The sequence below is a fragment of the Bombilactobacillus sp. ESL1197 genome (assembly GCF_058107145.1).
In genome coordinates this window covers 513,438-525,988 of record NZ_JBYLTY010000001.1, presented here as the reverse complement: position 1 = coordinate 525,988, position 12,551 = coordinate 513,438, and the positions used below count along the sequence as shown (strand labels likewise).

The window sequence follows — 12,551 nt, the reverse complement described above, 5'->3', positions numbered from 1 at the left end:
GATGAAACAATTACCCACAGATTTCCCAGATAACTTTTTATGGGGCGCCAGTACCTCCGCTTTTCAAGTTGAAGGTGCCAGCCAACTGGATGGCAAAGGCTTAACGGTCGCCGATTTAAGAGCGCAACAAAGTAAATATTTGGATACCTCTGTTTCGGTTGATCACTATCATCACCTAGAAGAAGATGTGCAATTAATGGCAGACTTAGGCTTAAAAAGTTACCGCTTCTCCATTAGTTGGGCCCGAATTTTTCCTAACGGTAATGATGAACATTATAATCAAGCGGGTGTAGACTTTTATAATCGCCTAATTAATTTACTCGTTGACAATCATATCGAACCTATCGTGACAATGTTCCACTTTGATCTGCCGCAGGGACTGGTAGAGCAGTATAACGGTTGGGCCAATCGCCAATGTATCGCGGATTTTTATCGCTATGCTCAAACTTTATTTAAATTATATGGTGATCGGGTGCACTACTGGTTAACAATCAATGAGCAATCGCTATTAGCTAACGTTCCTTCAATGAATGGTATTAAAGCTGATAACCCGCAAGATTTACGCTTTAAAGGTGAACAATCTAACTACAACATGTTCATTGCGCAAGCGAAAGTTTACCAACTTTGCCATCAAATGTTACCCGATGCTAAAATTGGCCCCGCCGTTTCTTACATGACCACCCTGCCTTACGATCATACTTCCAGTGATGTTTTAAAAAGTAAACAATTAGAAGACTTTATTGGCTACATTGATATGGATATTGCTATCCGTGGACAATTACCTAGCTATTATCTACGTTACTTGCAAGATAATCATTTTCAATTAGAAACCAAGCGCGAGGACGAGCAAACCTTACTTAATGGGCGTGCTGACTTTTTAGGATTAAATTGGTATTCGACTAGTATTTTTAAGCTCAACGACCAAGCCAATCCCAAAATGTTAGACGGAGTGATTTCTGGCGTGGAAAAAGTTCAAGACGAACGTTTACTCAATTCCGAGTGGGATTTTTCCTGTGATCCTCAAGGCTTACGTTATGCTTTACAAAAAGTCAATGACCGCTTTCCTAATGTTCCCATTATTATTACCGAATGTGGTTGGTCGCAAAAAGAAGCTTTAACCACTGATGGTCATGTTCATGATCAAAAGCGTGTGCACTACTTGCATGATCATATTTTCCAATTACGCGAGGCCATTAAAGATGGCGTCAATGTTATTTCCTTTAATCCATGGTCATTTCTGGATTTAATTAGCGTTCATGATGGTATTGATAAACGTTACGGCTTAGTTTTTGTTGATCGCGATAATTATAGTGAAAAAGCTCAAAAACGTTACCCGAAAGATAGTTTTTACTTTTATCAAAAAGTCATTGCCACAAATGCTCAAAACATTACAGCAATGGACAATTAAGATCAAAACGAAGCCGTTTAGTAAAAAATTTGAAGAGACTAGAACAACAAGTTAAATGTGTTCTGGTCTTTTTTTGCTGCAATAATCAAAGCACTTTTATATACGAAATGAACAGACAAGCCCTGCTTTTTCGCTATGGTCTGAAAATTAAAAACAGTAATATACTCAAGACGTCGATGAAAGCGTAACCAAAAAAGGAGAATAGCTATGAATAAAAAACAAATTTCCATGGCTGTCGGGATTTTGAGCATGAATTTATTATTAATGCTCAGCACCACGGCCAGTGCAGCAATTGCAGCGATTGCTCGTTCGTTTCCCCATGAACCAGTTTCCAAAGTGCAATTGATTGGTTCTATTCCTCAGTTAGGTCAAATCATTGCCACCGCCATCTTTACTTACTTAGCTTTTATTATGACGCGCAAAAATTTAGGCCTCTTAGCCGTCGGAATTGTAGCCATTGCTGGGATGTTACCGGCCATTTACAGTAGTAATTTAAATATTATTTTAGCTTGCATGGTCCTGGTTGGTTTTGGTACCGGTACCATTACTAACCTCGTACCCGTTTTACTACAAGAAAATTTTGAAGGTGAGACTCGAGCTACTGTGATGGGCTGGGCATCAGGTGTCACGAACGCTGGAATGATGATCTTTACTTTCTTAGGTGGATTTTTAGGAAAACTAAACTGGCGTAATTTATTCTGGGTTTATAGCTTAGCCTTAATTGTTTTTGTTTTGGCATTTATCCTGATTCCACAAGATACCAAATTAGCCAATACTAAGCAGGATAAAACAGGAACCAAAACTAAAACGGGCTTGTGGTCTTTATTAAAAAGTTTAAACGGTTATGTTTACATCATTTATATTATTAACTTCATGTTATCTTTAGCTATGATGACCTTTGTTTCTAATCAGTCAATTGTCCTCGCTGCTCAAGGTAAAGGTACTGCTTATGTAGCTGGGGTCACTGCTTTGGGGAATGCTGGTGGTATTTTAACTGCTGCCACGCTCAAATATATTCGCAAATTGACTCGCAATGATACCATTGCTTGGGGATTTGTTGCCTTTGCTTTGTCATTTATTTGTATCATTTTTTCATCTAATGTAGTAATGCATGTTATTGGTAATGCTTTCTCAGGAATGGGAATTGTTTTAGTTAACGCCACCGCTCCTTATGAAATGTCGATTTTAGCTGACCAAAAGCAATTTACTATCGCCATTTCTATTAACACACTCTTAGGCTCCATTGCTGGAATGATTGTCCCAATTTTACTAGCAGCATTAAAAATTAAACCGGGTTATAACTCCTTCATTGCGGGCATGATCGTTTCGATTGTTGTAGCTGTAATCTTACTCATTACACGGTTTGGTACTCGTGTAGAAAAAATCAGTCAAGCTAAACAAGCTGCGAATAATTAAACAACTAATTCAAGTGAGGTTTAAAACATGATTAACTTTCAAATTCAAACAGATCAAGTTACTGATTTCCCCCATTATTGGGAAGTGTGCGTCGGTAGTTGCCACGCTTATACGGCGTTACGTGCTGATTATCAGGCGCAATTAACCAAAGCCCATCAGGAATTGGGCTTTAAATACGTTCGTTTTCATGGCTTATTCGATGATGAGATGAGTGTTTGTATCGAGAATTTTGATTTCCAAGGCCAATCGCTTGGTATAACCTACAACTTTACTAATATTGACAAGATCTTTGACTTTTTATTGAGTATTGGCATGAAACCCTTCTTAGAATTAGGCTTTATGCCCAGTTGCTTAGCTTCTGGTGGTAAAACTATTTTTGCCTATGGTGGTAATAATTCGATGCCGGCTTCAGATGCGCAATGGCAAGAATTAATTCACCGCTTTACCAATCATTTACTAGAACGCTACGGCAAAAGCGAAGTGGAATCTTGGTTTTTTGAAGTTTGGAATGAACCCAACTTGCCGCTCTTTTTTGCCGGTACACAAGCCGATTATTTTCATCTATACGAAATTACTGCCAAAACACTGAAAGCCATTGATCCCAAATTAAAGGTCGGCGGACCAGCCACATCCTTTAATGCTTGGATTAAAGAAATGGTTAATTTTTGTGAAGAAAATCAGGTACCACTAGATTTTATTTCATCACACCACTACCCTACGGATGATCCGTTGTGGCAAAGCGGTATGGATATTGACGAATTTTTCAAGCAAACTGGCGGTCAAATCACCGAATATCGCCGCGGTGTTCTCCAAAAAATGACGCGCATCGCCCACCAAGACGCTCAAGGTTATCCGTTGTACTATACCGAATGGAACGTTTCAGCGATGCTAGGTGATTCCATTCATGATGAACCCTATGCGGCGGCAATGATTGCTAAAACTTTAGCCGATAATGATGGCTTAGTCGCTGGTTATTCTTTTTGGACTTTTTCGGATATTTTTGAAGAACAATCCCAAAAGCCCGGACTTTTTCACGGTGGTTTTGGCTTGCAAACTACCAACGGTATTGCTAAACCTGCTTATCGCATCTTTGAGATTTTTCATCAATTAGGAACCAAACGTTTAGCTGTCACAGCTGACTCTAATGCAACTGCCGAATTATTAGCAGTCCAAAACCAAACTGACTTACAATTACTGGCTTACAATCATAATGTTCCTGACCAACCAATTGCGACTGAACAAATCAGCATTCAATTGTCTGGTCCAGATAAAGATTGCACCATTCAAAGAATTGATACTGACCACGCTAATGCCAAGCAAGTTTGGGAGCAAATGGGTAAACCAGAATACGTCAATGACCAACAAGTTCAGACATTACAAGCTGCTTCAAAATTAACCACAGAAACAATTACCCTGAAAAATCAACACTTGCAGCTTTCGTTAAGGCCAAATTCTTGTGCTTTCATTACTGTCCCAGATTATTTTGCTCAATAGCACAATCAAAAAAGTTTCTTCAACAATTAAGCTATTGCAAATCTTAACTGTCTCCAAAATTGATTTTCATTTTGGAGACTTTTTATATGTACAAAGTTTAATTATTTTTAAACTAAAAAGCACTTAAAAATCCCCTACTGCATTTATTTAGCAATTTTTAAAATAAAAATAGCATTAATTATTTACTAACAAATAATTGGTTCTAGACATCAATAGTTTCATATATTGATAATTATTTTAAAAATATCTAAGAAATCAACACATAATTACTCACTTTTACATATGGAGGAAGCGGTTAACACCCTTTATGATAGTTAACGAGTAGTACATAACTCATAATAGAAAGGAATTTAATATGAATCGAAAGAAAACAGTTTTAGCGATTGGTATCTTAAGTATGAACTTACTGCTGATGACTGGATCAGTTATTGGCTCTGCTATTGCCGCCATTGCTAAATCATTCCCCAATGAACCTATTTCCAAAGTACAAATGGTTAGCTCCATTTCCCAGTTAGGCCAATTAATCGCTACATTAGCTTTTACTTGGTTAACGTATAAAATGACACGGAAAAATATTGGTTTAATGGCCGTTTTGTTTGTTTTAATTAGTGGAATTGTTCCATTATTCTACTCTAGCAGTTTGAATTTAATCCTCGCCTGTATGGTCCTACTGGGTTGTGGAACTGGTCTAATCAGTAACGTTAGTCCTATTTTATTACAGGAACATTTTGAAGGTGAAGACCGGGCAAACGTCATGGGTTGGTCCGTTGGTTTTAACAATATTGGTATGATGGTCTTTACTTACGTAGGCGGCTATTTAGGTGGTTCTAATTGGCGCAATTTATTTTGGGTTTACTGGTTAGCTTTAATCGTCTTAATAGCGGTTTGGTTTATGGTACCTCAAGATACTAAAATTGTGGCTACTCAAAATGATAACGATAATAAGCAAAGCTTTTGGAGTTTGCTTAAGGGTTTAAACTGGCATGTTTATTTGATTATTATTATTACTTTCTTTACTTCTTTAGCTTTAATGATCTTTATGTCTAATCAATCTATTGCCTTAGCCGCTCAAGGTCGGGGTACTACTTACGTCGGCATGGTCACTGCTATTGGTAATATCGGAGGTATTTTGACCGGCTTCTTATTGAAGTATATTCGCAAGATGACAAAGTCGGATACCATGGCCTTTGGTTTTGTAGCTTTTGCTTTATCCTATGTATTTGTCATCTTCTTTAATAATCCGGCTTGCCACATTATCGGTAATATGTTTTCTGGTATGGGCATTGTAATGGTTAATGCGACAATTCAATTCGAATTATCCATCTTAGCTGACGAGAAGCAATTTCCAGTTGTTATTTCGATGAACACCCTAGTTTCCTCAATTGCCGGTGTGATTGCACCAATGCTCTGGGCAGCAATTAAAATCCCTGCTGGTAAAGCATCATTCATTGCCGCAACTATTATGTGCGCTGTGATTGCTTTAGTATTACTAGTTACCCGAATGGGCAAGGTGATTGAAAAGCAACAAACTCAAACTGAAGCTTAATTTTCAGTAGTTAACTTAACATCCAAAAATAGCGAATTAGCCTTAAAGACTAGTTCGCTATTTTTGTGTATTAAGATTATTAAAAAAGGGCTCGCTACAGTGACAAAACACTAGCTAACCCTCAATTAAATTATTCATTCGGCAATGGTTTTTGATGAGTGATCACAATACCACTGATCAACAATAAAATGCCTAAAATGCTATAAGCAATGAAGATTGGCGTAAAAGAATGAAGCTGGCCTTCAATTACTCCCGTTAGGGTTGGTCCAATCGCTGCTAACAAATAACCGACTGATTGCGCTGTTCCTGATAATTTTGCTGTTTGATAAACGGAACTAGTTTTCCGCTGGAAAAAGACCATACACAAACTAAAGGCGGAACCCGAAGCTAAACCAGCGACAATTGCTAAAATCATATTGCCCATAAAACTATGTGGCACTAGTAACAAGCCAAAGGTTCCGATCGCAAAGCCACCACCAACAATCGCTACACTCGCATACATTCCCGGCTTTTTGCTAGCTAAAGCAGGAATTATTAAGGACATTGGCATTCCACACAGTTGATAAACGGTGGCTAATAATCCGGCTTGTGTGGTTGAAAAACCATTATGACTCCAAAAAACAGGCAACCAAGTTAACATGGAATAATATAACAACGATTGTGTCCCAAAGAAAAAGGTCATAAACCACGTTAAGCGGTATTTTTTAATTGATGGTACTTTAACCGCTTCATGTTTGGCCACTGATTGTTTTTTTGGTAGTTGGCGAACCACAACCCACCAAATCACAAAAGCAATTAAACTAACAGTCGTCATTAATGCAATTGTGGCCGCTAAATTAGTCTTTTTAACTAAAGGTGCTGCTAAACCTGTGCCAGCCGAAGCCACCAATCCCATCGTAAAGGTATATAAACTGGTTAATAAGGTCGCTTTTTGGGGAAAATATTCTTGAATCACTGCTGGTAATAAAACATTGCCGCCAGAAATACCTAGTCCGACTAAAACTGTCCCAATTAATAAAACCCAGGTACTCGGAATGACCCGTAAATAACCCCCAACCGTTAATGTCAGTAACGTACACCACAATACTTGCGCATTGCCGAAACGAATGCCCCATTTAGCAATCATTGGTGATAATAAGGCAAACATCAGCAGAGGAATCGTCGTCAACAACCCACTTAAACTAGTTGCAAAACCCAGTGCACTATGTAACCACGGCAAGATTGGCGGTAACATCGTAATCGGCAAGCGTAAGTTGGCCGCAATTAAAATAATTCCTATAGCTAAACCAAAATATGTTTTCTTTTTCAAAATACAACATCCTTTACTTCTAATTCTAATACGTTTTAGACACAGCAAGAATAACTTTACTAGCAATTATGCTATTTGGCAACTAATTGGCAACTTTTATCAACCAAAAAGCAGCTCAGACAAAAAGAAAATGCTCGTATACAACGAACATTTTCCTGAATTTATATTATTTTCAATTTTAGTTATAACGTCTTAACTTAGCATTAACATCAACAATCCCATTCTTGCTGGCTGCTAGTAACTTTGTTTTACTTAAATGACCCGCCGTTAAAGATTGGTTCGCAAACTCAATTACCATGGGTAGATTAATCCCACTAACCACCTGCAAGCGCGGATATTTCACCATCAATCGTAAAACGACATCTGACGGCGTTCCACCTAAAAAGTCAATGGCTGCCACTGTCTCTTCTTCCAAGTTTTGTTCCAAAAAATATTCCGCTGCTTTTTGAAAATCGGCCGCACTTTGATCAGCACTTAGACCAACTGCATAAGCATTCGGCAATTCTCCCACAATCATTTCTGCACTAGCTAAAGTTGCCTGAGCCATTTGTCCATGACTCATCAATAACATTCGCATTTTGTTTCCCCCAAGTTACTATTCAATTGGTTTATCAACCAAACTTCAATAGTTTAACATGGTTGTCAAGTAACATTGATTTACTCTTGTATATACAGCTGCTGCGGAACTTGCGCTACCAGTGGTTCCAGTTGCTTAACCGCCAAAATGCTGAGGCGGTGCATTGCCCGCGAAGCAATTGTATAAATTAATTGGCGTTCGTCAGCTTGGAATTGTCCCGCACTAGTATTCCACATAATAACAGCATCAAATTCTAAGCCTTTCGCTAAGTAGGCCGGAATCACAATATTACCAGCGGCTAAGCGCTGATTTTCTGAACGAATTAAAGTAATTTTTTCAATCGATTTTAGCTGATCATAAACTTGTTGCGCTTGGGCCAAATCACGTGTGATAATAGCCGTCACATATTGATCTTGTTGGTTTAATTGTAATTGATGTAAAACGGCTTTGAGCATCTGTTGTTCATCCGCATTAATCTTCACGTTCGGCAAGTCACCATCGCGATTAAACGGTGTGATTTTTTCACCTTGCGTTAACAATGCCTTCGTAAATTCGGTAATTTGTTTCGTAGAACGATAAGAATGTGTCAACTGGACCACCCGCGTTTTGGATGCATCAAACAATTGCGTAATTTCTTTGAGTAAAGTATTGTTTTGTTCCTTGACTAAAATTGACTGGTTCAAATCACCCAACATTGTATAACGAGCTCTAGGAAAGCTGTACTTTAAATAAGCTAACTGAAATGGAGTATAGTCTTGAATCTCATCAATAAAGACAAACTTCATACTTGTGTCCCCGTGATAACCCGTAATCAAATCATAGAGATATAAGTACGGTGAAATATCCGTAATCGTAATTCTTTTAGCCTTTAAATTTTGCCGAAAGTCTGTTAAATGCTGTTGCCATTGTTGAGGCGTAATATGCCACTGTTGTAAATCTAATAATTGCGGTACTGTTTGTAAAAATTTTTGATACGTCGCAGTTAAGTTGACAAAATTGTTATGCTGAATCTGGCGTGCTAAAGGTTTAAAGGCTTGTGTCACAATCTTACGGGCTAAAAACTTTTGTTCTGCATCACTGTTTTTAAATTCTTGGTCAGGATAATCATACAAAGCCCGTAATTGTTCTTGGCTCAACGACTCAATCGTTTCTTGAACCCATTTCTTGCGCATTTCTTGACCCAAACGTTGATTCAAAATCTTCATGAGTCGTTGTCTAGTACCATCAATGCGATTGATTAACTTATATTGCGAACCAAAGCCATAATAAATTTCGGCAATTTTGGTTTTGGAAATCAAGACCCGTTTCTTAAATTTTAAATCTCGAAAATAAACACCGCCACTGCCTAGAATCTGAGCATAGTTGGTTTCCAATTTAAAGAATTCGATATCGGTCATCAAATCAGTGACCACATCTTGATCTTGATGAATTGTTTGTTCAAACTGTTCAAACAAAGTTTGTAATTGTAAATGTGGCAAGCGCCGCGCAACATATTGCAAATAAGTCATTTGCACCATATTTTGTTCGCCCATCTCGGGCAAGACTTGGCTAATATAGTCATTAAATAACATATTAGGCGAAAACATTAAGACTTGACCTGAAGTCAATTTACGACGGTAACGATAAAGTAAGAAAGCAATTCGTTGCATAATAGCTGACGTTTTACCCGAACCAGCCGCACCTTGCACAAACAGCAAGTCCGAAGTAGTATCACGAATAATTTGATTTTGTTCGCGTTGAATGGTTGTCACAATGCCCCGCATTTTGGTACTGGCTTTTTCATCCAAAACTTCTAGTAACATCTGATCACCAATGGTTTCTTCGGTATCATATAAAGTCTTAATCTGTCCATCTTGGATAATAAATTGACGCTTTAATTGCACGTCAACTGCTTGCTCACCGTCCGGTGTTTGATAAGTGATTTTCCCCAAATCACCATCATAATAAATTGAAGAAATGGGCGCCCGCCAATCATAAACTAAAAAGTGATCATGGCGGTCGGTAAATGATCCTAAACCAATATAGATGGTCTCTGGTTTACCAGCTGGTAATTCTTGAAAATCAATGCGTGCAAAATAAGGATTTTGTTCCAGCTTTCGTAAGACCCCCAGTTGTTGGTGCGAACGTTGCCAAGAATTATTTCTTTCGGCCAGCATCTGTTGCTGTTGATGAATCGATAATGCCCCCGCCATTGAAATAGCGTCATCACCCATGCCAATATGCACATCATCCCCAAAAGTCCGGTCAATTTCTTTAATGTCGGCTTTGGCGGTGGCCATACTGTGCGTTAATTTTAGTTCGGCCTGTTGAATCTTTTGAACAACATCATTCAAATGTGCTTGTTCTTGTTGCTTGGCTGTTTGTTTTGTCATTCTTTAACTATCCCCAAATTTTTTATTAATAGCTAAACATTTAGTGAAATATTCTAGCATAGAGTGATACAAAATCATAGTTAATACTGCGACAAGTGCCGCTTCAAAGCCGCGGACTAACCTAGGATAACCAATTAAGTGGCGGTTTTTAACTTGATTGGTTATTCGTAGTTAGACACAGGCTTTTGGCACTTGGAGCGCTATTTAAATACTGCGACAAACAGCGTTTAGAAGTTGAGTATAGCCTAGAATAAGGACTTAAGTTTTGCTTTATAAACTTGAGGGCTTATTCGTAGCTAAACGCAGACTTCTGCTGTTTGGAGCGCTAATAAACACACTGCGACAAAGGGCGCTTAGAAACTGAGCACTAACCTAACCAAAACTAAAGTTGATTCTTAACTTTAGTTCTTGGGCGTAGTTAGGCGCAAGTTTTTGCCCTTTGGAGCGCTATTTAAGCACTGCGACAAACAGCGTTTAGAAGTTGAGTATAGTCTAGAATAAGGACTTAAGTTTTGCTTTATAAACTTGAGGGCTTATTCGTAGCTAAACGCAGACTTCTGCTGCTTGGAGCGCTAATAAACACACTGCGACAAAGGGCGCTTAGAAACTGAGCAATAACCTAGACCAAAACTAAAGTTGATTCTTAACTTTAGTTCTTGGGCGTAGTTAGGCGCAAGTTTTTGCCCTTTGGAGCGCTATTTAAGCACTGCGACAAAAGCTGAGCACTTACCCAGCTCAGACACTGAAAGCTTTGTAATTAATATTGAATGTCGTTAGCACAAATTTTGCTACTTAAAGTAGCAGATTATAATGTAATGCCACATAGATTTTTACCGATTAGTCTCTAAGTTATACATTAAAATTGTATTACCCTCAAACAAAAGGAAATCAATAACAATAAACAATCCATCATTAACCATAAAAGTTCCTAAAATGGTAGAAACATTTAATCTACGATAACCAACAAACCAACTTAACCAATCTGAAAAGTCAAACAGTCGCAAAACCAAATAAATAGTTATCACCGTAACAGCTAAGTAAATTAGCCATTTAATCCACTTTTGATTTGGCACAAAATCAGTAATAAATTTTCCTATGAAGCTCACTAAATGTACTACCAATACAGCAAACACTAGCATAATGGCAATAGTTAAAATTGCCATTAAACCAACTTGAACAATTTGTTTTGTGGTTAACATTAAGTCACTTTTACTGGGCCAATTTACTCGATCTTTCAGAAAAATGGTAAAGCAACTAATACCTAATAAGATGATATCCACTAAAAACATGTATAACCAATTCAACAACACATTCAAAATTTGAACAGCATATAGTTGCCAATCTTTAATTGGTAACAGCCGGTATTGATTGGTAAAAGTTTGATTTTTAGAATTAAAAATCGTCAAAATAACTAAAATAATATCGAAGATAACTTCCCAAATAATCACATTGGCTAAGATTACCAATGACCAATCCGAATGTGGACCTGCACCAATTGAAACCGCACTAGCAAACACAATCATTAATAAATTAATCAATAATAGCTTAGTCGTCTGAATAATTTGTTGACGTGTTAAAACTTTGAAAACTTGTCGCCACTTAGTCATAATCTTGATCCCCCTAATCAATTTGATTAGTTAGTTAATAAGTCGTTTCAACATGTTCCACTAACCAACTATTAATAATCAAAAAGACTAAACTTAACAGTAAAATACCACCAGCAATGATCCAAATTGACGTACTAGCACCCGCATTAACGCTAAAGTAACCACCACTAATTTTCAGATTGAACTGACGGGGACCAATTAACCTGGTAAACAATGGAATTAATAACGTAGCTAGTTTAATAGTTAAAACCATCACGATTAAATAAATGATCCATTTAACTAGTTTAGACGTTCCACCCGGCAAATAATTCAATAAAACATGACTAATCAAATCGACAAAATTGATTAATAAAATTGCCACCACCACTATTAACAGCATGAGCACCAATCCACCCCAGATCACATGCCAATCATTCTGGTTAAGGGAACTACTAGTTGCGTAATGGTGCTGACTAATAATGAAACTTACCGCAATTAAGACAGCTTGAACAACAAAGAAATATAACCAACTACCTACCATACTAACCACTTGCACGATATAAGTTTTCCAGGTAGCAATCGGCACTAACTGATAGCGATTGCTATACATTTGCCGCCGAATTAACATCGCTAACTGCCAAATATAGACAATTCCAAAAACAAAACTCCAAGCTATTAAACTGATTGCTACTGCATCACTAAAATTATGCACACTGCCTTTATTAAATAAAACAATTAAACTAGTCACGAAAACAAACAACAAATTAATAATTAATGTCATAGTAGCCTTTTTAAATTGTTCTCGACTGACTACTTTGAAGACTTGCCAACTATTAGTCATAA

9 protein-coding genes are annotated in these 12,551 nt (G+C 37.6%); 4 read left to right on the top strand and 5 right to left on the bottom strand.

The annotated features are described in order from the left end of the window. Position 1 precedes the first annotated feature (1 nt). The 4 genes from AC3B6B_RS02160 (at position 2) to AC3B6B_RS02145 (ending at position 5,864) form a co-directional block, all read left to right on the top strand. A complete protein-coding gene (locus AC3B6B_RS02160; protein WP_489757070.1) occupies positions 2-1,408 on the top strand; it encodes a glycoside hydrolase family 1 protein in 1,407 nt (468 codons plus the stop codon). Between the two features lie 207 nt (positions 1,409-1,615). Further along, positions 1,616-2,824: an MFS transporter gene (locus AC3B6B_RS02155; protein WP_489757069.1), complete on the top strand. Its 1,209-nt coding sequence runs from the start codon at positions 1,616-1,618 to the stop codon at positions 2,822-2,824. Positions 2,825-2,851: 27 nt separating this feature from the next. Further along, on the top strand, positions 2,852-4,318 hold the full coding sequence (locus AC3B6B_RS02150; RefSeq protein WP_489757068.1) for a GH39 family glycosyl hydrolase: 1,467 nt from the start codon (positions 2,852-2,854) through the stop codon (positions 4,316-4,318). Between the two features lie 355 nt (positions 4,319-4,673). Then, positions 4,674-5,864 carry an MFS transporter gene (locus AC3B6B_RS02145; RefSeq protein ID WP_489757067.1) on the top strand — a complete coding sequence of 397 codons (1,191 nt, stop codon included), beginning with the start codon at positions 4,674-4,676 and terminating at the stop codon, positions 5,862-5,864. 130 nt (positions 5,865-5,994) lie between these two features. On the opposite strand, the gene AC3B6B_RS02140 is transcribed toward AC3B6B_RS02145, so the two are convergent. The 5 genes from AC3B6B_RS02140 to AC3B6B_RS02120 all read right to left on the bottom strand — a co-directional run bounded on the left by AC3B6B_RS02140 (position 5,995) and on the right by AC3B6B_RS02120 (position 12,549). Then, entirely contained in the window at positions 5,995-7,173 is a 1,179-nt protein-coding gene (locus AC3B6B_RS02140; protein WP_489757066.1) for a CynX/NimT family MFS transporter, read from the bottom strand. A 178-nt stretch (positions 7,174-7,351) separates the two neighbouring features. After that, positions 7,352-7,750 (bottom strand): PTS sugar transporter subunit IIA, encoded by a 399-nt coding sequence (locus tag AC3B6B_RS02135; protein WP_489757065.1) that lies wholly within the window; start codon positions 7,748-7,750, stop codon positions 7,352-7,354. Between the two features lie 80 nt (positions 7,751-7,830). Then, positions 7,831-10,122, bottom strand: coding sequence for an RNA polymerase recycling motor HelD (gene helD, locus AC3B6B_RS02130; RefSeq protein WP_489757064.1), 2,292 nt, complete (start codon positions 10,120-10,122; stop codon positions 7,831-7,833). Positions 10,123-10,952: 830 nt separating this feature from the next. Next, complete coding sequence (locus AC3B6B_RS02125; RefSeq protein WP_489757063.1) at positions 10,953-11,729, bottom strand: hypothetical protein; 777 nt, start codon at positions 11,727-11,729, stop codon at positions 10,953-10,955. A 34-nt stretch (positions 11,730-11,763) separates the two neighbouring features. Beyond that, positions 11,764-12,549 (bottom strand): hypothetical protein, encoded by a 786-nt coding sequence (locus AC3B6B_RS02120; RefSeq protein ID WP_489757062.1) that lies wholly within the window; start codon positions 12,547-12,549, stop codon positions 11,764-11,766. Positions 12,550-12,551: the final 2 nt, after the last annotated feature.